Here is a 23,909-nt window from a genome sequence, read left to right on the forward strand (position 1 = left end):
CACGTTTCCTTGAGACGCTGTCCAGACGGTCAGGCGGACGCGGAACCGGTTGCGGAAGAATGGAAAAGCGGGACGCCACGACGGGGTTCTGGATGGCAACCAAGCAGACGGATATCCCGATCATGAGCATCGCGCAGGCTACCGCAACCGTCACGCCGTATATCGATTTCTGGAACGCGGTACTGGCTCCGAAATTCAATGCGTGGCGGCACATCCTCGCCGGCGGCCTTCACCTGCATAGCGCTAAAGTCTTCCCGTCGCTGCCGATCAGAGCCGGCGACAGGGCCCTGGATGTGGGATGTGGCTGGGGCGACACCGCAATTGAACTTGCGCGGCGCGTCGGACCGACCGGATCCGTCCTCGGCCTCGATTGCTGCAATGCCTTCCTCGACGTCGGCCGCGCAGATGCGAAGGAGGCAGGGGTGACCAATCTCAGCTTTCTCGAAGCGGATGTTCAGACCAATCCGTTCGAGCCGGTACATGATTTTTGCTTCTCTCGCTTTGGAACCCAGTTCTTCGAAGACCCAACGGCTGGCTTGAGCAACATGCGATTTGCGCTCAAGCCGGGTGGACTGATGACGATGGTCGTCTGGCGCGAACGGGCGGACAATCCGTGGCTTACACTGTCGAAGGAGGTTCTGCTTCGCTACCTGCCCCCCGTCAGGGAAGACGCTGCAACCTGCGGCCCCGGACCGTTTTCTATGACCGATCCCGAGGCCGTGACTCGGCAATTGATGATTGCCGGCTACGGCGGCATCAGGTTCGAACGGATCGATGCCGAAGTCTTGGTCGGGCGAGATCTTGACGAAGCGGTCGCGTTTCAGCTCGCGATCGGTCCCGCAGGGGAGGTTTATCGCGAAGCCGGTCCGAAGGCTGCTCGTTTGTTTGATACGCTGGTGGCGGCCTTGAAGGACGAGTTGAAACAATTCGTCCGCCCTGAAGGCGTGATGATGAATTCAAGCTCTTGGATGGTCACCGCGCAGAATCCGGGATCACCGCCGCGGCCCCGGGGGTGACGTACCCGCGCCAGTCGCTGCTCGAAATCTCTTCATTGTAAGCACCGCCGCAGCCGCCGCCGCGATCGGACGAATCGATGCAAAAAAATGAACTCTCTGGGAGAAGATTGATGGCAGGTCTAGTTGCGGTCCTCTACGGCACTGCCGCTTACGGTGTCACGCTCGTCGCCTTGCTCTATCTCATTGCCTTCACCGGGAACCTGGTCGTTCCAAAGTCTATCGATTCCGGGGCCATTGGTCCGGTTCTGGCAAGCATTGTTATCGATGTGCTGCTAATCGGAGTGTTCGCGATCCAGCACAGCGTGATGGCGCGTCAGGGCTTCAAGCGCTGGTGGACGCGAATCGTGCCGGCTTCGGTCGAGCGCAGCACCTACGTGCTGTTCGCCAGCTTTGCACTGCTGTTGCTGTACTGGCAGTGGCAGCCGATCCCCACGCCGGTCTGGACCGTGAACCACCCGGTCGCGGCGGGGGCGCTCGACGCCGTCTTCTGGCTGGGTTGGGTCGTGCTGGTGGTCAGCACGTTTCTTCTCAATCATTTCGAGTTGTTCGGCCTCAGCCAGGTGTTCATGCACCTGTTCGGTAAACAACCGCCCGAAGCCAAATTCCGCACGCCGTTGCTCTACCGGTATGTCCGCCATCCGATCTATCTCGGCATCCTGCTCGCAGTCTGGGCCACGCCTGCGATGACGGTCGGTCATCTGGTCTATTCGCTTGGCATCACAGCCTACATCCTGATCGGCATTCAGTTGGAAGAGCACGATCTGATCCAGCAGTTCGGCAACCGGTATCGCCGCTACCGCCGTCACGCGGCCATGCTCGTCCCGCTTTCATGCCGAAGCTTCGCCGCGTCCCAGGACGCCGACCCGAGACGCTCGTCAAGACAGGCCAATCAGTCCGCAAGCAGGGGTGGATTCAAGCGGCGCGGCGTCCGGTCGCAGCCGTATCGACACGGCCAGGGCGGCGTGCGCATCGCGTTCTGATCAACTCATTTCAACCTGCGGCGTCCGGCCAAGAGGATCACCGACCGCATGACCATCCTCCATTTGAAGGATGGCCGATATTCCCCGCGGCTCCGGTGGGACACGATCAAAATGATTTGAGCGCGATACCGGCTCGCTATCAGCGGAAAAGCTTAAAGTTGTCTCACAGCTATCCTCACACCGGGGGCGCCTCTTCGAATGAACAGGGTTTCACATCCGCGGTCGGTTTCGGAATCGTCGAAAGACAATTCAGATGATCAGCAGCAACTGAGCGACCTGATCAGCGTCATCTACGATGCCGCCATCGATCCCTCTCGTTGGGAAGACGCCATCGTCAGCATCGTGCAATTCGTTGGCGGCGCAGCAGGCGGGCTGTTCTGCAAGGACGTCGGTGTCCAGCACGCCACGGTGCCCCATCGCTTTGGATTTGACGTGCCGTTGCGGGTCGAACTCTTTCGGCAGATTTATTCCTCCGCGGAGGGGCACTTTCTCGGTGACCTCGAGCAGCCGATCGCGACGACCGATTTGATGTCTTTCGCAGCACTCACCCAGAGTGAACTATACCGGCAGTGGGCCGAGCCCCAGGGGCTTGTCGATTTTGTCAGCGCGGTTGTCGACAGGACCACGGTCAGCACAGCTATTTTCGGGGTCTTCCGTCACCGGCGAAATGGGCTCGTCGACGAGCACGCGCGCCGGCAAATGAGGCTGATCGCGCCGCATATCAGGCGTGCCGTCGTGATCGGCAAGATGTTCGAGTTCAAGGCCGCTGAACTCGCGACGTTCGTTGACACGCTGGACGGGCTCGGTGCTGGCATGTATCTCGTCGATCCCGGTGGACGTCTCATTCACGCCAATACGGCCGGCAATGCCATTCTCGACGCTCGTGATATTCTGAGTTCCGTGGGCGGGCGGCTGGCCGCCAGCGATCCTCAGGTCGACCGCACCCTGCGAGATGTCTTCGCCACCGCGGGGCAGGGCGATGCCGCACTTGGTATAAGGGGCATCGCGTTGCCGCTGACCGGCAGGGAGGGCGACCGCTATGTGGCCCATGCATTGCCCCTCACGTCAGGCGCGCGTCGGCGTGCTGGTATTGTTTACACCGCCACGGCGGCCTTGTTCGTTCGCAAGGCGTCGCTGGCGGTTGCTTCTATTCCCGGAGCCATCGGCAGCGCGTTCAAGCTGACGCCGACCGAACTCCGCGTGTTGCTGGCCATCGTCGAGGTCGGTGGCGTTCCTGAGGTCGCTATGGCGTTCGGGGTCGCCGATAGCACGGTTAGGACGCATGTCAGCCGGTTGTTTGAAAAAACAGGCACCGCGCGCCAGGCGGATCTCGTCAAGCTGGTTGCAGGCTATACGACGCCCCTGGCGGGATAGGAGAGAGGGCGCTCATTGCAGCACCCAGAAGCAGCAAATATTTGCGCGCTCCTCCCACATTCGCAGGACGACACCCAAGCAGTGGTTGTTCAGGATGGCATGCGTCCGGCCAGCATGCAGTGGGGTAGGTGATCAGGCGTCCCTGCCTCGCCGCATCTGGACAGGACTTGGGAGCGCAGCATGTCCATTGAAGTCGAGGGCACGGTTTCTGCGGCGGGGCACGGACGTCAAGCAGGGGCGGCGGCGCGCAGAATAGTGATTTGTGCCCTGGCGGCGACAGGAATCCTTGCGACCAACATCTTCTTGCCTTCGCTGCCGGTCATCGCGGCCGATTTGCATGTATCCAGCGCGGCGGTCACGTCGGCCTTCACGATCTTTCTGCCGATTTTCGCCATAGGGCAATTGATTGCCGGCCCGCTGTCGGACCGGTTCGGGCGACGCATGCCGATTCTGATAGGGCTCGGAATTTTCATCGCCGGTACGATCTGGTGCGCTTTCGCGCGCGATCTATCGAGCCTGCTGATCGGCCGATCAATGCAGGCTTGCGGCGCATGTGCGGCTTCGGTGCTTTCACGTGCGATCGCCCGGGATCTGTTCGATGGCCAGGCACTTGCAAAGGTCATGGCCTCGATCACCATGGCAACCGCGGCCGCCCCAGGCTTTTCACCGCTGCTGGGGAGTGCGCTCGATCTATTCTTTGGCTGGCGCTCGGAATTTGCCTTTGTCGCGGCCTTCGCGCTCTGCACGGCTTTGGCCTATGCGACCTTCGTCGGCGAAACCAATGACGGCGCGCGTCGTTCTCTGAATCCGCTCAAAATTGCCGGCTTCTATCTGGAGCTTGTTCGGGATCGCCGGTTCGTTGCGCCTGCTAGAACCGCTGGACTGGTGATGGCCGGTCTTTTCGCGATTTTCTCCAGCGCGCCGCGGGTGCTGCTCGAATCGTTTGGATTCTTGCCAATCAAACTTGGTGAGCTATTTGCGGGCGTGGTCTTCCTGGTGTTTGCGGCCGGCATGCTGGCGCCTAGGCTATCGGCGCGGGTTGGTTCCTGCCGTGCGACGTCGGTCGGCTTGGGACTAACCGTCCTCGGAGGCGCCGGGCTGCTTTGCGCGGTGCTGCTCGCGAACGGCGCGCTGCTGCCATTTCTGTTAGCGGCTTCCGTCTTTCTGTTCGGCGTGGGAATAGTGAGCCCGCTGTCGAGCGCGGCAGCGCTGTCGCCGTTTGGCAGCAAGGCCGGTATCGCCGCAGCCCTGTTCGGATTCTCGCAAATGGCGGGCGCTGCATGCGGTGCCTCTCTCGCGGCGATTGTCGCCAGCGATCCGGCCGTCGGGCTAGGAATCGTGCTGACAGTAACGTCGCTCGTGGCGGTTATCCTTCACGAGCGGCGCTAATCTGAGGTGGATCTTGCCGAGAACACAATGGGTTTGGTGTGAGGTTCTTTGCGGCGCCCTGGCATGCCACTATTGTCGAGCGGCGATGGCCGTGATCTCGAGTTTGACGCCGGGACCGAGATCCGCCACGCCGATTGCGGCGCGCGCCGGCAGATGAGCCTCTGCAAAATGCGCCTTCCAGGCCGCGTTGAAGTCTGCCTTCTCCTTGAGGCTCGTCATGTAGATGGTCACCTGCAAGACGTTGCTCAGATCGGATCCGAGGGTCTTGAGCAGCTGCGCCAACTGCCCGAGGACGTCATTTGCCTGGCCCGACATGTCGAGGCTCGTGTCCTCTGGGACGATTCCACCGATGTAGAGCACGCCATGATGCTCGACCACTTCGTGGAGCAGACCCTCGTAGGGCAAGACGCGCTTGATCATGATGGGACCGATGTTGTGTGTGACGGGCGGCATATCGCACATTTCAATGTCAGTGTCGTCGCAAAGAGATCTCGCGCCAAGTCTCACCGAAAGACGGACCGCGCGGCTCTGAATGCAACCGACTAAGGCGTTGAAAATAAAAGCACAAATTGGACGAAAAATCGCCGCCGGGTCGTTCCTGCGAACGTTCGCCAATCTGTCCTTGCACGAGCGCCCGGCATTTTCGCCGGCCCTGACCCGACGACATCGAAGCGCGGATCGCTATACTGCGACGCGGGTGACATCGGTGCGGCCGGGACAGTGCCGCGACCGGAACAAGGAATGCGACGATGGACGATACGATTGGCTTCCCCGACCCCGGCCTCGACCTGTCCGACGGCTTCAAGCCGCACACCTCGCATTGGGGCGTGTTCTCGGCACGTCAAGGCGAGGCCGGGCTCGAGGTCAGGGCCTATGCGGGCGATCCCGATCCGAACCGCATCATCGACAATTTTCCCGGCGCGCTACGCCATCAGGCGCGCATCACCCAGCCGGCGATCCGCCGCGGCTGGCTCGAACGCGGTCCGGGTCCGGACGATCGCCGCGGCCGCGATGAATTCGTATCCGTCAGCTGGGAAAAGGCGCTCGATCTGCTCGGCGACGAGCTGGCACGCATCCGTGACACGCGCGGCCCCGGCGCGGTGTTCGGCGGCTCCTATGGCTGGTCGAGCGCGGGCCGCTTCCACCACGCCCAGAGCCAGGTGCATCGCTTCCTCAACATCGCCTTGGGCGGCTATGTGCGCTCGGTGAACTCCTATTCCTCCGGCGCGTCCTCGGTGCTGCTGCCGCAGATCCTCTGCGGCTACGAGGATATCACCAAGCGCAATGTCACCTGGGAGCAGATCGCGGCTGATACCGACATCGTGCTGGCGTTCGGCGGCATGGCGCTGAAGAACTCGATGGTCGCAGGCGGCTCGATCAGCAAGCATGTCGAGCGCGGCGCGATGGAAGCTGCGCGCCGCCGCGGCTGCGCGTTCATCCTGGTCAGCCCGTTGCGCGAAGACCTGCCCGTCGAGGCCGGCGCCGAGTGGATGACCTGCGTGCCCGGGACCGACACCGCGCTGATGCTCGGCATCGTTCATACGCTGATCGCGGAGAACCTGCACGACCAGGCCTTCCTCGATCGCTACACCGAGGGCTGGCCGGTCTTCCTGCGCTATCTCACCGGCGAGAGCGACGGCCAACCCAAGCACGCCGAATGGGCCGCCGCGATCTGCGGCGTCGACACCGACACAATCCGCAAGCTGGCGCGCCGGCTCGCCGGCAAGCGCGCGCTCATCACCGTCTCTCATTCGCTCCAGCGCGCCGAGCATGGCGAGCAACCGGTGTGGATGGGCATGGTGCTGGCGGCAGCGCTCGGCCAGATCGGCCTCTCCGGCGGCGGCTACGCCTATTCGTTGGGGGCAATCGGCTATTACGGTCGCCGCGTCAACGACGTGCCGGGGCCGACATTGGGGCAGGGCCGCAACGCTGTCCGCGATTTCATTCCGGTGGCGCGCATCGCCGACATGCTGCTCAATCCCGGCAGCGCCTATCGCTACAACGGCGAGACGCGCACCTATCCGGATATCCGCCTTGTCTACTGGGCCGGCGGCAATCCCTTCCATCACCACCAGGACATCAACCGCCTGCGCAAGGCGTTTGCGAAAGTCGACACGCTGGTCGTGCACGAGCTCGCATGGACTGCCACGGCCCGGCATGCCGACATCGTGCTGCCCTCGACGATGACGCTCGAACGCGAAGACATCGGCTATTCCAGCAACGATCCCCTGATGGTCGCGATGCACCGGATCGCCGAGCCGTTCGGCCTTGCGCGCGACGACTACGAGATCTTCGCCGATCTCGCCGACCGTCTCGGTGCGCGCGAGCCCTTCACCGAGGGGCGGACGTCACGTCAGTGGCTGGAACATCTTTATGAGCCGACCCGCGCCTCGCTCGAAGCGCGCGGCCTGGAAGCGCCGAGCTTCGAAGAGTTCTGGCGGCGCGGCAGCCTGGTGGTGCCGCAGCAGCCCGACGACGGTGGCCGTCTGCGCCGCTTCCGCGACGATCCCGTCAATCATGCTTTGCCCACGCCGAGCGGTCGCATCGAAATATTCTCTGCCAAGATCGCAGGTCATGGTGATGCGGATTGCCCGGGCCATCCGGTCTGGCTGGAGAAGTCCGACACGCCCAAGCCGGGGGCGCCGTGCTTCCTGGTCGCCAACCAGCCGGTGACGCGTCTGCATAGCCAGCTCGATTTCGGCGGACATTCGCTTCAAAGCAAACATCGCGGCCGCGAGGTCGCGCGCATGAACCCACGGGACGCTGACGCACGCGGGATCAAGCACGGCGACATCATCCGGCTGTTCAACGCGCGCGGCGCCTGTCTCGCCGCGGTCCACGTCACCGACGGCATCGCGCCCGGCGTGGTCCAGCTCCCGACCGGCGCCTGGTACGACCCGATGGACCCCGAAGACGACGCGCCGCTCTGCGTGCACGGCAATCCGAACGTGCTCACCCGCGACGTCGGCACGTCGTCCTTTGCGCAAGGCTGCACCGGTCAGCTCACGACAGCCGAGGTCGAGAAGTTCACCGGCAATCTGCCGCCGATCCGGGCTTTCGATCCGGTGTAGAAAAAAAGGGACCGTCCTGTGTGGGTGCAGGGACGGCCCCGAGTGGCTCGCAGGCCCGGGAGGATGAGGGCGCGAGCGAATGCTTACGCGGCTGCGCTGATCCAGTCCCTCTCCGTAGCAGGACGACGCGGCGGGAGTGCTTGCACCTCTCGCCGTTCGCCCTTGCTGGCGAGGCGCCAGCGTGCCGGGGATTGATCGGTGATGCGCTTGAAGACAGTCGAAAAATGCGCCTGCGTGCTGAAGCCGACGGCGAGTGCGATCTCGGCCAGCGGCCGCTCGGTGGTCGCCAGCAACGTCTTGGCCTGCTCGATCCGGTGATTGAGCAGATATTCGCGGGGGCGATAACCGGTCGCGACGCGGAATTGCGCCGCAAAGTGCATTCTGGACAGGCCGGCGACATTGGCGAGCTCGGACAGGCTGATGCAGCGGTGGAAATGATCGGCGACATACTGCTCGACGCGCCGCAGCCGCCATTTCGGCAGGGCATTGACCTTGGCGCGTGGCAATTCCAGCCGCGCCAGATGCATCGCGAGGGTTTGGCCAATGCAGCGCGTGAACTCGTGGTCCGCGGCGTCGCCAAGTTCGATCAGCGCCTTGGCAAGCTCGGCCGCGAGCGGATCGCGCAACAGGACGAGATCATTCAAACCTTCGGTTCCGGAAAATTGTGCCGGAAATTGATCCGCGGAGATGTAAAAGTGCAAGAAGGCGCATGGCGACTGGAATTGTACGGCGAGGGGCTTTGACGGCGCGGTGAGATACAGTGTGCCCGCGGGCATGGTCCCGTCGAAAATGACCTGGCGATCCCGGGTCAGTTTCGCGCGCGTGGTCTTGAGGGCGATGCCGACGAAATAGCGATCCTCGGGCGTCGTCGCTTGGTGCGACGAGGTGCTCCGCGGGTCTTCCCATCGCGAGATCGCGATGTCCTCGGCTGCCGCTCCCGTGCGCGGATCGATCTGACGCCATTGACGCTCCCGAATGATCGCGTGTGTTGCCCGGGGGAACTCGCAATCCCCCGAGGTGCCCGGAAATTCAATCCAGGCATCACCTGCCTGCAAATTGGTCAACATCGTTCGTCCTCTCCGGGCGTTCTCCGCTGTTTGCAACCAGCAAACGCGCAAAGCCCACGTTTTCCATGGTGAGAGGATAGGCGTGAGCTGACCTGCAAGCTCGTTAGTGGTGATTAGGATGTGTTAGTTTTTGTGGGAGCGCATAAGGTGCGGCATCCCGTCTCAGGAAGCGTCGTTTTTGTACAGTTTATCAGACATTTGCGTATCCCCGACACGACTCAGGAGAGCACCGGTCATGGCGTGGAGATCGATGTGGAGGTGTGAGTTCTGTGGGTTGCCCTCGCTGGACCTCGCACTGGCGCCGGGTATAGTCGCGCCGCATTTCGCTGGAGCGGCCGTCAAGATGAGTCAAAAGTGATCGAGCTCTCGGCAGGACAGGGCCCCCGCGGCCGCGACGCCGCGGCGATCCCAGATTTCGATGCCGTCGCGTTCGGGCCATTTTCGCTGCGGTCGCGGCTGCTGGAGAAGGATGGCTTGCCGGTCAGGCTCGGCAGCCGTGCGATGGATATTTTGCGCCTGCTGGTCAGTCGCGCCGGCGAAGTGGTCCCGAAGAACGAAATTCTCGGCTATGCGTGGTCCGGACTTTCCGTCGAGGAGGTCAGCCTGCGCGTCCATGTCGCGGAGCTGCGCAAGGTGCTCGGCGACGGAAAGGATGGTGCCCGCTACATCACCAACATCCCGGGCCGGGGCTATTGCTTTGTCGCGCCCGTGCGGCGTGGCGGGCGCGCGGAGGTGGCTACACCGGCGTCGCGTGTGCCTGAAAGGGCCGCGCCGCCACCGTCGCTACCGCGCCGATTGGACCGGATGGTCGGGCGCGAGGACGCCGTGGCCGAGTTGGCAGCGCGCTTGCTCCGCGATCGCTTCGTCACGCTGCGAGGGCCGGGCGGCATCGGAAAGACCACCGTTGCGACTGCGCTCGCGCACGAGATGTGCGATAGCTTCGACGGCAACGTCCATTTCCTCGAATTCGGTCCGCTCAAGGACGAAGCGCTGGTCGCGAGCACGGTTGCAGCCGCGTTGGGCCTCGTCGTGCACCACGAGGACCCCTCGGCCAGCATCGTCAATTTCCTGCGCGGCCGCCGGCTGCTTCTCGTGCTCGACAGCTGCGAGCACGTCATCGAGGAGGTCGCGCGCCTTGCAGAAAACATCTACCGGGAGGCGCCTGGCATCGTCATCCTCGCAACCAGCCGCGAGTCGCTGCTGGTGGAAGGCGAGCAGATTTTCGAGCTCGTTTCGCTCCCCGGTCCGCCGCAGGGCACCCGCCTCAGTGCCGGCGAGGTGCTCGCTTTTCCCGCCGTGCGCCTGTTCGTCGATCGCGCCGTCGCGGCGGGGCATCGCGACGACATCACCGACGAGGATGCCGAAGTCCTGGCCCGGATTTGCGGCAAGCTCGACGGCATCGCGCTGGCGATCGAGCTGGCTGCCGCACGTGTCGGTCTCTATGGACTGCGCGAGATGGCGGCGCTGCTCGACAACCGGCTGCAGCTCGAATGGCGCGGGCGGCGGACGGCGCCGCCGCGGCAGCAGACGCTCGGCGCTACGCTCGACTGGAGTTTCGGTCTGATCGGCGAGAGCGAGCGGATCGTATTTCAGCGCCTCGCCGTCTTCGCAGGTCACTTCACGTTGAGGGGCGCGATAGCAGTCGCGGCCGGGGCGGAGATGGCGGAGGATCGCGTCGTCGAGGCCCTGGAGCAACTCGTGGTGAAGTCGCTGGTTTCCACCCAGCCGGACGGCGCATCGCGGCGCTATCGCCTGCTCGACGCAACGCGTGCCTATGCCCTGCAGAAACTGGCCGACGGCGGACAGCTGGCGCAGATCGCGCATCGTCATGCTCTCTATGTTCAATGCACGCTCGAAGCGGGCATGAGGGACAAGGAGGGCAGCGATCATGCGTCACTTTTGCAGGAAAGCGCGAGCCTGCTCGCCGATGCCCGCGCTGCGCTGCAATGGGCTTATGCCAACGACGACGGCGCCGGCTTGCGCGCGCCGCTCGCCGGCAGCTGCACAAGGCTGTTCGTCGAACTCAATTTGCTGAACGAGGCCCGCATCTGGTCCGATCGCGCACTCGCAATGCTGGACGAGGCCGACCGGGGCGGCGCATGGGAGCTCGAACTTCAGTCGACGCTCGGTCACGCCTTGATGTTCACCGAACGTAACAGCGAGCAGGCGGAAGCGGCGCTCAGGCGCGGGCTGGAAATAGCGGAAGCGCTTTCCGATCACGCCAACACATTCAGGCTGTTGTCCCGGCTCAACATGTTCTACCGCCGGACCGGTCGCTATCGGCATCTGGTGCCGACTGCGCTTCACGCCGAGCGGATTGCCCGCGTCATCGGCGATACCGCGGGCATCGCCGGGAGCAAAGCGCTGCTCGGCGTGTCATATCACCTCGCCGGAGACCAGGCCGCGGCGCAGGCTCATCTCGACCAGGGCCTGCGAGACGACGCTGCGCTCCGCGGCACCCAACCCGGGCATTTCGCCTATTCACGCACACCGCAAATTCCGCTCGCGCGCGTGCTATGGCTGCGCGGCTTTCCCGATCGTGCGCTCGAATGCATCCGGCCGCTGGTCGGCGCTTCGGCGCCGCATGACGTGGTCATGCATTGTATCGCATTATGCTGGTCCGCTTCGGTATTCGGCTGGCTCGACGACTGGTCGTCGGTCGAGGCCATGACCGGTCGTCTGACCGCGCATGCGAGCATGCACGGGCTCGTGCCTTACGAAGCCGTCGCGGCGGGTTTTCGGGCGCAGAGCATGATCGCTCGGGGCGAGGCGGCCGGCGGCGTCGACCTGATGCGGAGTGCGCTTCCACGCCTGCATGCCGACCGCTACGAACTCTATGCCTCGGCGTTCGCCGCGGATCTGTCTCGGGGCCTGGTCAGCTTGGGACAATTGACGGAAGGCATTCAGGTTCTTCACGAAACCATTCTGCGGGTCGAGCGGGAAGGCGGCGCGTTCGACATGCCCGAGCTGCTCCGTCTGCGGGGAGAGCTGGAGGTCCAGGGCGGCAATCCCGACGCGGCCGAGGCCGATCTTGTCGCCTCGATCTCGCTCGCCGAACAGCAGGGCGCGCTATCGTGGCGGCTGCGAGCCGAGATGTCGCTGGCGCGGCTTCGAACCCGGCAGCATGTGCAAAATCCGCTCGAACAGCTCGCTCAAACCTATGCCCGGTTCTCCGAAGGGTTCGAGACCGCCGATCTCATTGCAGCACGGCGCATGTTGAACGAACCGGGGGCCTGAACAGTCGATACGACCGTCTCTTCTCGCTGCTGAGCGCGTCCATCAGCGCTCAACCCTTGTGTCCAGCCAGCCGCCCCAGGAAGTCGCGGACAAGCAAAGCGATCTCGTCGGTGGCTTCATCCAGCGCGAAGTGGCCGGCTTCGAGAATGTGAACCTCGGCATCCGGCACGTCGTCGCGATAGGCCGTCGCGCCTGCGACGGCGAATGACGGATCGTATTCGCCCCAGACCACCAGTGTCGGTGGCCGCGTCTGGCGCAACCAAGCCTGCCATTTCGGATAGGAGGCGACGTTGGTCCGGTAATCCAGGAACAGCGTGGTCTGAATCTCGGCCTGGCCGGGACGCGTCAGGAACGCGTATTCGTCGATCCAGGTGTCGGGGTCATAGCGCTCGGGACGCGGAGTGGAGCCGAGATGCCGCTGACGCGTCGCCTCCAGGGACGTAAAGTTGGCCTTGAGCGCCTCGACCTCGTGCGCCGGGTCGGCCCAGTACTTCCTGCGCGCATTCCAGAGCGGGCTCAGCCCCTGCTCGTGCGAAACCGCGTTCTGGACGATGACACCGCGGACGCGTTCGGGATGCGCCAGCGCCATGCGGAAGCCGACAGGGCCTCCGTAGTCCTGCATGAACAGGACGTAGTCGGTGAGGCCGAGCTTCGTTGTGAGCTCGCCGATCACGGCGGCGATGTTGTCGAACGTATAGGTGAAGTCGCATGGCGGCGGCGCGCTGCTGTTGCCGAAGCCGGGATAGTCCGGCGCGATGAGATGATATTTGTCGGCGAGCAGCGGCATCAGCGGCTCCCACATCCGCGACGACGAGGGAAATCCGTGGAGCAGCAGCACCGTCGGAGCGTCGGTGGGCCCAGCCTCGCGGTAGAAAATCTCGAGACCCCGGATATCGGTCTTGTGATAGCTGATCGAGCGCCGGCTCGATCGCAGATCCTGTGCCGAGGCCTGCACGGTCGCGCAGGCCAAAGCGGCCGAGAGGGCAAGAGTGGCTGGGATGTTCATGTCATCGCTCCGAATCCGGCATGTGAAGTGAAGATGTGTCGCAAGTAGGGGACATCCGCTTGTGACGGCGGCGTCGAGAGGCACCATCGCGGGCGCCTCTCGCGATGTGCCGCATCTGGGCTTTACGACGCGCGCGCCAGCGGCTCGCCCTTCAGGGCGGCGAGCAGGGCCTGCGCGGCCGGACCCGAGGAGTGCGGGTTCTGGCCCGTGATCAAGAGGCCGTCGGTGACGACGTGAACGCCCCAGTTTGCCGTTTTCGAGAAGACGGCGCCAAGCTTCAGCATTTCGTCTTCGACCAGGAAAGGCACCACCTTGGTGAGGCCGACGTCCTCCTCTTCACCATTGGTGAAACCGGTCACCTCCTTGCCCTGAACCAGTGGCTTGCCGTCGGGCGTCTTGACGTGGCGCAGCGCACCAGTCGAATGGCAGACGACGGCGACTGTCTTGCCGGCGGCAAGGAAGGATTCAATGAGCTTGACCGAGTCCTTGTCCTCGGCGAGGTCCCACATCGGGCCGTGACCGCCGGGATAGAAGACGGTGTCGAAATCTTCCTGCTTGACGCTGTCGAGGCGAACCGTCGTGTCGAGCTGGGCTTCCGCAGCGGCGTCGGCCTCGAAGCGCAGCGTCAGGTCGGTGCGAAATTCGGGCTCGTTGCTCTTGGGGTCGAGCGGCGGACGGCCGCCCTTCGGCGAGGCGAGGGTGATCTCGGCCCCGGAATCCCTGAAGATGAAATAGGGAGCGGCGAGCTCCTCGAGCCAGAAGCCCGTCTTGCGCCCGGTGTTGCCGAGCTGGTCGTGCGAGGTGATGACCATCAATACTTTCATGACCGTTCTCCTTGAGTACGTTTGCTGCGATGACGCGCTCCGTTGCGGTGGAGATGCGCCGAGCGGGTCTCGTCCGAGCACGTCACGTCGTTCGTTGCTCGCGAACCCAATCTGCACTCGAGGCCGACTGTTGGCTCGTTATGTATTGTTAGACGTTGAGAGCTGGAGATGTCGCGCGCGCCGCTACTCGAAGACGGCGTCAAAGATCTCGACGTCCATCAGCACGGGCTTGGCGACCACGGTGCCGTCGGGCCGCAGCGTCTGCGCGCGTCGGAGCGTCGGCACCACGATGCCGCCGAAGCTGTCATGGGCCCAGGAGAAATGCGCGACCTTCATCCCGAACAGATCGTGATCGGTCCGCCGTTGCAACGCGTTGTCGTCGAAATAGAAGATCTGCTCGGGCGCGAGCGTGATCAGGCCCGGCGGGAACTGCGCCCGCAACCGCCGCCATGACTCGTTGTTCTCCTGCCATGGTGGCAGTTCCTCCACCACGACATCGGGATGAGCGAGCAGGAATGGATTGGTCAGATAATTCCAGATCGCGACGCCGCAGAAGAACACGAGATGCAGTTCGTCCACGAGCGCGGGCGAACCGGCCTCGGTGAACGCAAGGCTCGGATTGCGCCAGGTCCTGAGGATCTCACCCTCGAGGCTTTCGATCGTGATCGCGTCCGGCTGAAAAGAGCCGGAGTGTTCGCCTCCGGTGATGCCGGTGAAGCGGACCGACTGCGTGCGGGTCGAGCCCTCCGCCGTCACGTCCTTGAATTCGCTGGCATGTCCGGTGCTGGAGAACAGCGTTCCGGCGACGGAGAGGTGAAGCGTGAACCGGCTCAAGCTATTCCAGCGGGCCATTCCGCCGCTGGCATCAATTACATCGTCAAGAAGCGCCATGTCCCGCCATATCCACCATGAAGTGTCACCACCATGGCGGGGCGGATGCGGCTTGGCGTGTTAGAATTTGTTAGGAGTTGCGAGCGGATATCTTCGCGGTATCCCATTGAAGATACTCTCAATTCAGCGCCGTAAGGAGCTCCCTGGCGGCGACGAGATCACGGGTCTGGAGGCCCTCCTGGTACCGCGCGACGAGGGGGGCGAGCAGGGCACGTGCATCTCCGGCCTTTCCGGCCTGGCGCCAGACCCGGCCGAGACTGATTGCCCCCCGCAGCTCCCAGCCAAGCGCGCATTGGCGACGTGACAGATCGAGCGAGTCCCGGAAACAGCTTTCGGCCTCCGCGGCATTGCCCGACCGGGCGAGGATGTCGCCCTTGATCCTCAGCATCTCCGGCATGTCGAAGGATTCGCCATGATCGGGAATTTGGACGATGGCATCATTGATCGTCTGCAAGGCTTCGTCGGCCTGGTTCTGGGAGGCGAGTCCCTCCGCGAGCGCGGTCGCAAACACCGTCGTCATGATCCGGTGTCGCGTCGCGTACAGCGTAGCCTGGCTGCGGCGGAGGTGCTCGATGCCGGCGACGACGTCGCCGCGGCGAAGCAGCAGCTCACCCTTCTGGCCGATGCCGACCGCGTGATAGGGCCCGAGGAAGTGCCGCGCGGAATGATCGATCAGCCGCTCGATCAGGATTTCCGCATTAGCCAGGTCGCCGACCCAGAGGAACACGTAGATGGTCCAGATCAACGAAATACCGAGAGTGAGCGGCTGCTCGAGCAGCTCGGCTTCGCGAATGGTGTATCGGGACGCCTCGATAGCACGATCGGGCCGGCCGGTGAGCCAAAGCCCGCGCGCCAGCGCCACCAGTGCGACGATGCGGTCGTCATAGCCGAGATGGCCGATATTGAGCCGCTGCGAGCCGGGATTATGCAACATCGCGCTCTCGCAGAGCTGCACCGCCTTGTCCTGGTTGCCGATCAAGTGATGGGCGACGCCCAGCATCCATTCGACGTTCAGCGTGCTGGCGGGATCGTTCAGCTTCCGCGCGACGCTCTCGCCTTGTTCGCCGGTTCCGAGTGCTCCGTGAAAATCACCGACCCTGGTGAGATAGATGTGTAATCCGCGCAGCAGCCAGAGCTGCCAGTGCAGATCCTGGAGCTCCCGGGCAAGCTGGAGACTGCGCGTGAATGCCGAGCGGACCGCTTCGGTATTGCCCTGCGTGAACATCGCGGAGACGCCGAGCGCGGCCTGCAAGATCATTTCGTTGCGGCCGTCCACCGCGCTCGCATCGAGCGACGCCAGCGCCTCCTGGGTCCAGCGATAGCACTCCGTCAGCAATGTCAGCTCGAGAAAGAATTGCGCTGCCGACGCCGCCAGATCCACGCCGATCGTTCGGTCCCCGCCGTCCGAAAAGCTCCAGGTCAGCGCGGCCCGGACATTGGGCAGGTGGTCGGCATAGGGAAGAAAACCTCCGGCGCTCTGCATGCCCGTGGATTTGAGAGCGATGTCACGCAGGAAATCGCGGAAATATTCGGCGTGGGCACGTGCGACGCGGTCAGCTTCGCCGTTCTCGACGAGCTTCTCCGCGACGAAGGCACGCGTCGTATCCAGCAGGCGATAGCGCAGCCGCCGCTCCGCAGGCGAGGTCGCGATCAGCGATTTGGAAAGCAGGTTGGAGATCGCCTCGGCGGCTTCTGCCTCGCCGATGCCCTGACAGGATGCGACCGCAAGCGCGGCTTCCAGCGTGAACGGCCCGACGAAGGCCGACAATCCGCGCAGCGTTGCGCTTTCGGTTGCCGGCAGCAAATCATAGCTCCAGGCGAGCGCCGCACTCAGGGTGTGGTGTCGCGGGACAGCGGTGCGCCGGCCGCGCCATAGCAGGGAGAAACGGCTGTCGAGCAGCGAGGCGGTGCCGGCAATGCCATAGGCGTTCACACGCCCGGCCGCGAGCTCGATCGCGAGCGCGATGCCGTCCAATCGACGGCAGATGTCGGCCACAAGCGGCGCATCCTCCTCGCTGAGCTCGAATTCGCTCAGGCTCTCTGCAATGCGTTCCACAAAAAGCTGAGTTGCGGGATAGGCAAGGATGTCGGCGATGCCGAGTCCGTCGCGCTGTGGCGGGCAATCCAGTGGAAACAGCCGATGGACACGCTCACCTTCGGCGCGGAAGGATTCGCGGCTGGTGGCGAGAATATGCAGCTCACCCGCTTCCCGGACGATGCGCTCGGCCAGAGGGGCGAGATCGTCGAGGATGTGCTCGCAACTGTCGAAGACCATCAGCATCCGCCGGTTGCGCAGGAACGTCAGCAACCCCGGCACCGGATCGTCGGAATTGACTGTCAGGCCCAGCGCGGCCGCGATCGTTCCCGCAACGAGCCGGGTCTCCCTCAGCGCGCCAAAATCGACAAAACACACCTGGCCGTCGAAGGCCGGGAGCTCGCCATGCGCCACGGCCAGTGCGACCGAGGTCTTGCCGATCCCGCCGGGACCGACGATCGTGACGAAGCGATGCAAAACGAGCTCGGCGGAAATTCTCTGGACCGCATCGTCCCGCCCGATCATCTTTGCCAGCGGCGAGGGCAACGAGCGCGGAGAAGCAACGGGCAGGCTGGTCCGGTTCTCCGAAGGGGCAGCCCGGAGCAGCGCCGCCGTGAAGCAATAACCTCGTCCGGGGACGTTGACGACGTAGCGGGACCCTTCGCCCGGGTCGCCCAAAGCCTTGCGCAGCGTCGTGATGTGAAAGCGCAGGCTGCCTTCGTCCACATTCACGTCGGCCCAGACCCGCCGGATCAACTCACGCTTGTCCACGACCTCGCCGGCGCGCTCGGCGAGAAAAACGAGGATGTCGAGCGCACGGCCGCCGAGGTGAACCGGGGCGCCGTCCTTCTCGAGCAGCCGCGTCTTTGCGAACAGCCGGAATGGCCCGAAAGCAATGGCCGAATCCTGGTCGTTAGTGTCCGGCACGGGCCAATCATTCCAGTGAGAGCTGAACTCTGCACTTTGATCTAGCAGAAGGGAACCCTGAGTAAACTGGTCGAAAGTGGCGAAATCGCGTGGAGAGTGCCGGCAATTGGCCGTCGCGCGCGGCAATCCGTCGTAAATTGTACTCAAACGCGAGCATCTTGCGAAGCGATCGGGACAACCCGGCAGCGTGCTTTTTCCCGGTCGTCAGACCTCCATCATAACAAAATCTTGCAACGACTAACGAGCAATGCGCGCGAACTGCATCCAGTATCCGTTCCGAGTTTGGCGTTAATTCCAACGGGGAGACTACGATGTCCGGTATCAATGCTCGGCCGAATGACGACGTCGTTCGATCTCAATTTGTGGCCAGTTTAGACGATCAGTCGCGTGACTGGGAGCTCGTGCTGCGGGAATCCCACCATCGGATGAAGAACACGCTGACGATACTGGGTGCGTCAGTCCGCCGCGATTTCACCCGAACGGGTACCAGGGACGTGTCGCTTGCAGCGGACCGGCTCGAGCGGCGCATCGTCGCCTTCGGCAGGCTCTATCAACTCTTGTCCGACAATGACGACCATACGGCGATCCCCGTGGCGTCCTTCTTCGAAAACCTGTGCGGAGCGATTTCCGAGGCCGTGCTGGAGCCCGCGGGCATCCGCTGCGAGGCGGCGATCGAAAGCGGCACGCTGCCGGCGTCGCAATGCCACCGGCTCGCGCTGATGCTGACGGAGCTGGTGACGAATGCGGCCAAGCATGCCTTCCTGAACAGGAATGATGCACTGATCCGCATCGAGATGGCCAATCGCGACGGCGCCTGGTTCTGCACGGTAATAGACAACGGGATCGGCGCGACCGGGCCGCTTCAGGGCACAGGCAGCCGGATTCTCGAAGGACTCGCACGCAGCATTCACGCACGGCTCCACGGCGAGGCGGGAGAAGACGGCACACGTGTAACCATCGTGATGCCGATCGCAGCTGCTTGAAGCTCGTCTTAAATCCAACCCAGGGAGTTCGACATGGCCACTAACGAAATCGACCGCGACGCCGCGGCCAAGCTTTCCAATAAGCCTTCCAACAAGTCTTCCAACAAGTCTACGAAGACGCCTTCGACATCGCCTAGCGTCGATCAGCGGCTCGAGGTGATCGTGATCCCGGTGTCCGATGTCGATCGCGCTAAGGCCTTCTACGCGCGTCTCGGTTGGCGACTGGATGCCGATTTTGCCTCCGGCGATGACTGGCGCGTGATCCAGTTCACGCCGCCGGGTTCGGCCTGCTCGGTGATCTTCGGCAGGAACGTGACGGCGGCAGCGCCGGGCTCGGCGCGAGGCTTGTACCTGATCGTCTCCGATCTGGAGGCGGCGCGAACGGATCTGCTCGACCGCGGCGTCGAGGTCAGCGCTCCATTCCACGGTGCCGGCGATGTTCACGCGGGGACCGACGAGCCTTATCTCTCCGGCAGCGTTCGGGTGAGCGGTGCTGACCCGAAGGGCGGCAGCTACGGCTCATATGCGTCGTTCAGCGATCCCGACGGCAATGGCTGGTTGTTCCAGGAGGTCACGACGCGATTGCCGGGACGGATCGCGGGCGACGGCACGACATTCGCTTCGCAGGCTGCGCTGGCCGCAGCACTGCGCCGCGCGGCGGCGGCCCATGGCGAGCACGAAAAGCGGACCGGCGGGCACGACGAGAACTGGGCCGATTGGTACGCCGATTACATCGTCCGCGAACAGGCGGGCCAGCCGCTGCCATCCTGAGCTGGGCAGCACGGATTCTTCGACTGATGCAAGCCGACACGGCGCGCGATGACTGAGCTCATCGCGCGCCGTGTTGTTTTGGCGGCGCGCGTCGCGAGTCGACGATCGCTCTCCTCGGTGTCGCGCGGCTCGCAACGGCTAACGCGGTCTAACAACCCATAACGAGCAAATTGCCAGGGCCTGCGCCAATCTCTCGGCATGACGAACCGAGGCGTTGATGTCGAATTCGGTCAGCGTCACCGACAAAGCCAGGGAGATCGAACATGACCACGCAAGCACGCACCGACATTCTCAATCCGAACCGCCGTCAACTGCTGAGCCAGGCCGCGATGGCCGCGGTTGCCGCAAGCGTATCGAGCCTGCTGCCGCTGCACTCCGCGAAGGCCGGCGTGAGTGGGGCGGTTCGCCCGTTCCACGTCAGCGTGCCCGAGCAGGATCTGCTCGATCTCCGTCGCCGTCTCGCCGCGACGCGCTGGCCTGATCGTGAGATCGTTGCCGATCAATCGCAGGGCGTGCAACTGACGACGGTGCAGCAGCTCGTGAGCTACTGGCAGAACGACTACGACTGGCGCAAGATGGAGGCGCGGCTGAATGCCTTGCCGCAATTCGTCACCGAGATCGACGGCGTCGACATCCATTTCATTCACGTCCGCTCCAGGCACGGGAATGCCTTGCCGATGATCGTCACGCATGGCTGGCCCGGTTCGATCATCGAGCAGATGAAGATCGTCGGCCCGCTCACCGATCCCGCCGCACACGGCGCGACGGCGGCGGACGCTTTTGATCTCGTGATCCCTTCGCTCCCAGGCCACGGTTTCTCCGGCAAGCCGGCGGAGCTGGGCTGGGATCCCCAGCGCGTCGCGCGTGCCTGGATCGTGCTGATGAAGCGGCTCGGCTACAACCGCTATGTCGCGCAAGGCGGCGATTGGGGCAATGCCGTGACGGAGCAGATGGCAGTGATCGCGCCGCCGGAACTGCTCGGCATCCACACCAACATGCCCGCGACCGTTCCTGACGACATCGCCAAGGCGCTTCAGCCCGGCGGATCGCGGCCGTCGAACCTCTCGGCCGACGAGCGCTACGCTTACGATCAGCTCGAGGACTTCTACAAGCACGGTCTCGGCTACGCGATCGAGATGTCCAACCGGCCGCAGACACTCTATGGCCTGGTGGATTCGCCGGCGGGCCTCGCGTCCTGGATGCTCGACCATGATGCGCGCAGCGCCGCAATGATCGCCCGGGTGTTCGACGGCAAGACGGAAGGGCTGTCGCGCGACGACGTGGTCGACAACATCGCGCTCTACTGGCTCACCAACACCGCGGTGTCGTCGGCGCGGCTGTACTGGGAGAACAAGCTGGTGTTCTTCGAGCCCAAGCACATCAAGATCCCGGTCGCCGTCAGCGTCTTCCCGGACGAGATCTACGCTGCGCCGCGCAGCTGGACCGAGAAGGCCTATCCGAGGCTGATGCACTACAACCGTCTCGACAAGGGCGGCCATTTCGCCGCCTGGGAGCAGCCCGCGTTGTTCTGCGCGGAAATGCGCACCGCCTTCCGACCGCTGCGTCAGTCGATCTGAGACCTGCGGGGACGCGCACTTCCGCGCGTTCCCTTCTTTCCCCACAGACCAGGAATCCAATCATGAACCGCCCCGAACGCACCTTCACGACCGACCAAATCCGCCTGGAACGTCGGCTGCCGTCGTATTGGCGTGTCACCTTCGACATGCCCCCAGTCAATATCTTCGGCCCCAAGCAGCTTCCGCTTCTTGATGACGTCGTCAAGGCGATCGAGACCGATCCTGAGGTGAAGGTCGTGGTGTTCGACAGCGCCGTCGAAGGCTTCTTCATCACGCATTACGACTTCCTCGCGCCGCTGGAGGATTCGCTTCGTATCCCGCCGGGGCCGACGGGCCTGCAGGCACTGCCCGACATGCTGGTGCGTCTCAGCCGCGCGCCGGTGGTTTCGATTGCCTCGATTAGGGGCCGTGCGACCGGCGTCGGCAGCGAACTGGCGCTGGCAAGTGATATGCGCTTTGCCAGCCGCGAAAAGGCGGTCCTGTCGCAATGGGAGGTCGGTGCGGGCCTGGTGCCCGGCGGCGGCCCGATGGCGCGGTTGCCGCGCCTGATGGGCCGCGGCCGCGCGCTCGAGGTTCTGCTTGGCGCCGACGATATCCACGGCGATCTCGCCGAACGTTACGGCTATGTGAACCGCTCGTTGCCGGATGCCGAGCTCGATGGCTTCGTCGAGGCGCTGGCCATGCGCATCGCGTCCTTCGACAAGGAGGCGATTGCCGAGACCAAGCGCCTCGTCGACGTTGCGAGCCTGCCACCGGATATCGAGATCAAGCCGGAATGGGACGCGTTCCTGGCCTCGCTCAGCCGCCCGGCAAGCCAGAGCCGCATCAAGGCGCTGATGTCGCGCGGCTTCCACCGCGCCGGTGATGTCGAGAACCGGCTCGGCTTCCATGTCGGACAGATCGGTAGCTAGCGGAACTGCTGCGGCGCTCGGCCGGTTGGAACGGCGACAGGCGGTCGTGCCAATGTCGCTTTCGTACCGTACCGAGTGCCGGTGCTAAAAAAATCAACCAGGAGAATTGAGATGATCCGCAAGGCAACAGCAGTCTGGAAAGGCACCGGTCGCGATGGCACTGGTCAGTTATCGAGCGAATCCGGCGTGCTCGCCGCGACGCCTTATTCGTTCAAGACCCGCTTTGAGAACGAGAAGGGCACCAATCCCGAGGAATTGATCGCTGCGGCCCATGCCGGCTGCTTCACTATGGCGCTGGCCTTCGGCCTGCAACTCGCCGGCTTCACGCCGGACGAGCTCACGACTGAAGCTGCGGTCAGCCTCGAGCCGGAAGGCAAAGGCTTCAAGATCAGCAAATCGGCGCTGACGCTACGTGCCAAGGTGCCGAACCTCGACGACGCTGGTTTCGCCAAGATCGCGGGCGAGGCCGAGAAGAACTGTCCGGTGTCGAAGGTGCTCAACGCCGCAATCACGCTCGACGCGAAGCTGACGTAAGGCGCGCTCAATTTATGTCCATCTGGTTCTGCTTGGGGAAGCTGAGGTCGTCGAAGCTTTGGCCTCCACGAGAGGAACCGGATGGGCAAATGCCCGGCTTTCGACTGGGCCGCCGAAAGCATAGGATGCGACGGGTTCAGAACGGACAGACCGATCAATTGGGAGTGGAGATATGACAACGGAACGCGCAATTTTGGCCGGAGGCTGCTTCTGGGGCATGCAGGATCTGATCCGCAAGCAACCGGGCGTGGTCTCCACCCGCGTCGGCTATACCGGCGGCGCGGTGAAGAATGCCACCTACCGCAACCATGAAGGTCATGCCGAAGCGATCGAGATCACCTTCGATCCCGCCAAGACCAGCTTTCGGACCATGCTGGAGTTCTTCTTCCAGATCCACGATCCGACCACGCTCAACCGCCAGGGTAATGATTTGGGCACGAGCTATCGCTCGGCGATCTTCTATACCAGCGACGAGCAGAAGCGGGTCGCCAGGGATACGATTGCAGACGTCGAGGCGTCCGGTCTCTGGCCTGGCAAGGTCGTGACCGAGGTCGCGCCCGCGGGCGAGTTCTGGGAAGCCGAGCCGGAGCATCAGGATTACCTCGAGCGCTATCCGGACGGGTACACCTGCCACTTCATCCGTCCCGACTGGAAGCTGCCGCGGCGCGGGGCTGCAGCGGCAGGCTAAAGCTGGTCGTCGTTATTGCCGGGGAGAGCCATGCCCGAGATCCGCGAGATCATCGCCGGGATCCGCAGATCACATCGACCGCTTTTCGGGCCATCTCCCTCAGCTCGGAGCGGCGGGCGCCGGCACGGGCGCGAATGGCGATGGTGTGCATCGTGGCTGAAGCGAGAATGGCAAGCGCTGCCGGATCGGCGTCGCGCTTCAGTTCGCCCTTGTCCTGCGCGAGCCGGAAGCGGGCTTCGAAATCGGCATCTATCGTGCGCAATCCCGCCGCAACGCTGCTCCGGATCGCGGCATCTTCGGCGACTTCCGTCACCGCCGTCCCCACCACAAAGCAGCCGCGCGCGGCTCCCTTGCCGGAAAAGTAGATCGACAGCGCTGCGTCATAGGCCAGCATCAGCGCTTCGTCCAAGGGATGGTCCCCCGCGAGAGCCTCACGCGTCGCGGCAAGGCTGATCTCCCAATAGCGCGCGAGCGCCTCGAGATAGAGCGCGTGCTTGTTGCCGAACACCGCGTAGAGGCTCGGCGGACTCATCCCGGTCGCGGCAGCGACCTTGTCCAGGGAGGTACCGGAATAGCCCGTCCGCCAGAACGTTTCTGTCGCCCGCTTCAAGGCCGTCTCTGCGTCGTA

The 23,909-nt window shown here is 63.7% G+C and carries 19 protein-coding genes; 12 read left to right on the top strand and 7 right to left on the bottom strand.

The window, feature by feature from the left end:
• Positions 1 to 92 precede the first annotated feature (92 nt).
• From ACFQX9_RS33825 to ACFQX9_RS33840, 4 genes are all read left to right on the top strand, one after another.
• Positions 93 to 1,016, top strand: a complete 924-nt coding sequence (locus ACFQX9_RS33825; RefSeq protein ID WP_244561208.1) for a class I SAM-dependent methyltransferase — start codon at positions 93 to 95, stop codon at positions 1,014 to 1,016.
• Positions 1,017 to 1,093: 77 nt separating this feature from the next.
• Positions 1,094 to 1,996, top strand: coding sequence for a methanethiol S-methyltransferase (mddA, locus tag ACFQX9_RS33830; protein ID WP_198957638.1), 903 nt, complete (start codon positions 1,094 to 1,096; stop codon positions 1,994 to 1,996).
• A gap of 198 nt (positions 1,997 to 2,194) precedes the next feature.
• On the top strand, positions 2,195 to 3,370 hold the full coding sequence (locus tag ACFQX9_RS33835; protein WP_377791661.1) for a helix-turn-helix transcriptional regulator: 1,176 nt from the start codon (positions 2,195 to 2,197) through the stop codon (positions 3,368 to 3,370).
• A 180-nt stretch (positions 3,371 to 3,550) separates the two neighbouring features.
• Positions 3,551 to 4,759, top strand: coding sequence for a multidrug effflux MFS transporter (locus ACFQX9_RS33840; RefSeq protein ID WP_377791662.1), 1,209 nt, complete (start codon positions 3,551 to 3,553; stop codon positions 4,757 to 4,759).
• A gap of 69 nt (positions 4,760 to 4,828) precedes the next feature.
• On the opposite strand, the gene ACFQX9_RS33845 is transcribed toward ACFQX9_RS33840, so the two are convergent.
• Positions 4,829 to 5,221 carry a RidA family protein gene (locus ACFQX9_RS33845; protein WP_018460353.1) on the bottom strand — a complete coding sequence of 131 codons (393 nt, stop codon included), beginning with the start codon at positions 5,219 to 5,221 and terminating at the stop codon, positions 4,829 to 4,831.
• Between the two features lie 287 nt (positions 5,222 to 5,508).
• On the opposite strand from ACFQX9_RS33845, the gene ACFQX9_RS33850 reads away from it, so the two are divergent.
• Positions 5,509 to 7,830 (top strand): molybdopterin guanine dinucleotide-containing S/N-oxide reductase, encoded by a 2,322-nt coding sequence (locus tag ACFQX9_RS33850; RefSeq protein ID WP_377791663.1) that lies wholly within the window; start codon positions 5,509 to 5,511, stop codon positions 7,828 to 7,830.
• An 83-nt stretch (positions 7,831 to 7,913) separates the two neighbouring features.
• Here ACFQX9_RS33850 and ACFQX9_RS33855 read toward each other — a convergent pair whose 3' ends face one another.
• Entirely contained in the window at positions 7,914 to 8,897 is a 984-nt protein-coding gene (locus ACFQX9_RS33855; protein WP_377791664.1) for a helix-turn-helix domain-containing protein, read from the bottom strand.
• Positions 8,898 to 9,251: 354 nt separating this feature from the next.
• On the opposite strand from ACFQX9_RS33855, the gene ACFQX9_RS33860 reads away from it, so the two are divergent.
• A complete protein-coding gene (locus ACFQX9_RS33860) occupies positions 9,252 to 12,134 on the top strand; it encodes an ATP-binding protein (protein ID WP_377791665.1) in 2,883 nt (960 codons plus the stop codon).
• Between the two features lie 49 nt (positions 12,135 to 12,183).
• Here ACFQX9_RS33860 and ACFQX9_RS33865 read toward each other — a convergent pair whose 3' ends face one another.
• The 4 genes from ACFQX9_RS33865 to ACFQX9_RS33880 form a co-directional block, all read right to left on the bottom strand.
• Positions 12,184 to 13,140 carry an alpha/beta fold hydrolase gene (locus tag ACFQX9_RS33865; protein WP_377791666.1) on the bottom strand — a complete coding sequence of 319 codons (957 nt, stop codon included), beginning with the start codon at positions 13,138 to 13,140 and terminating at the stop codon, positions 12,184 to 12,186.
• Between the two features lie 122 nt (positions 13,141 to 13,262).
• Complete coding sequence (locus ACFQX9_RS33870; protein WP_377791667.1) at positions 13,263 to 13,964, bottom strand: type 1 glutamine amidotransferase domain-containing protein; 702 nt, start codon at positions 13,962 to 13,964, stop codon at positions 13,263 to 13,265.
• Between the two features lie 183 nt (positions 13,965 to 14,147).
• Positions 14,148 to 14,855: a hypothetical protein gene (locus tag ACFQX9_RS33875; RefSeq protein ID WP_377791668.1), complete on the bottom strand. Its 708-nt coding sequence runs from the start codon at positions 14,853 to 14,855 to the stop codon at positions 14,148 to 14,150.
• Between the two features lie 118 nt (positions 14,856 to 14,973).
• Positions 14,974 to 17,817: an ATP-binding protein gene (locus tag ACFQX9_RS33880; protein WP_377791669.1), complete on the bottom strand. Its 2,844-nt coding sequence runs from the start codon at positions 17,815 to 17,817 to the stop codon at positions 14,974 to 14,976.
• 311 nt (positions 17,818 to 18,128) lie between these two features.
• On the opposite strand from ACFQX9_RS33880, the gene ACFQX9_RS33885 reads away from it, so the two are divergent.
• The 6 genes from ACFQX9_RS33885 (at position 18,129) to msrA (ending at position 23,281) form a co-directional block, all read left to right on the top strand.
• Positions 18,129 to 18,800: a sensor histidine kinase gene (locus tag ACFQX9_RS33885; RefSeq protein WP_247473855.1), complete on the top strand. Its 672-nt coding sequence runs from the start codon at positions 18,129 to 18,131 to the stop codon at positions 18,798 to 18,800.
• 33 nt (positions 18,801 to 18,833) lie between these two features.
• Entirely contained in the window at positions 18,834 to 19,571 is a 738-nt protein-coding gene (locus ACFQX9_RS33890) for a VOC family protein (RefSeq protein ID WP_377791670.1), read from the top strand.
• Positions 19,572 to 19,834: 263 nt separating this feature from the next.
• Positions 19,835 to 21,148 (top strand): epoxide hydrolase family protein, encoded by a 1,314-nt coding sequence (locus tag ACFQX9_RS33895; protein WP_377791671.1) that lies wholly within the window; start codon positions 19,835 to 19,837, stop codon positions 21,146 to 21,148.
• Positions 21,149 to 21,210: 62 nt separating this feature from the next.
• A complete protein-coding gene (locus ACFQX9_RS33900; protein ID WP_018460341.1) occupies positions 21,211 to 22,059 on the top strand; it encodes an enoyl-CoA hydratase/isomerase family protein in 849 nt (282 codons plus the stop codon).
• Positions 22,060 to 22,170: 111 nt separating this feature from the next.
• Positions 22,171 to 22,593 carry an OsmC family protein gene (locus ACFQX9_RS33905; protein WP_018460340.1) on the top strand — a complete coding sequence of 141 codons (423 nt, stop codon included), beginning with the start codon at positions 22,171 to 22,173 and terminating at the stop codon, positions 22,591 to 22,593.
• Between the two features lie 172 nt (positions 22,594 to 22,765).
• Complete coding sequence (msrA, locus tag ACFQX9_RS33910) at positions 22,766 to 23,281, top strand: peptide-methionine (S)-S-oxide reductase MsrA (RefSeq protein WP_085384010.1); 516 nt, start codon at positions 22,766 to 22,768, stop codon at positions 23,279 to 23,281.
• 49 nt (positions 23,282 to 23,330) lie between these two features.
• Here msrA and ACFQX9_RS33915 read toward each other — a convergent pair whose 3' ends face one another.
• Positions 23,331 to 23,891: a TetR/AcrR family transcriptional regulator gene (locus ACFQX9_RS33915; protein ID WP_377791672.1), complete on the bottom strand. Its 561-nt coding sequence runs from the start codon at positions 23,889 to 23,891 to the stop codon at positions 23,331 to 23,333.
• Between the last annotated feature and the right edge of the window lie 18 nt (positions 23,892 to 23,909).

The organism is Bradyrhizobium sp. GCM10028915, from assembly GCF_042666195.1.
GTDB classification, from domain to species: Bacteria; Pseudomonadota; Alphaproteobacteria; order Rhizobiales; family Xanthobacteraceae; genus Bradyrhizobium; species Bradyrhizobium canariense_D.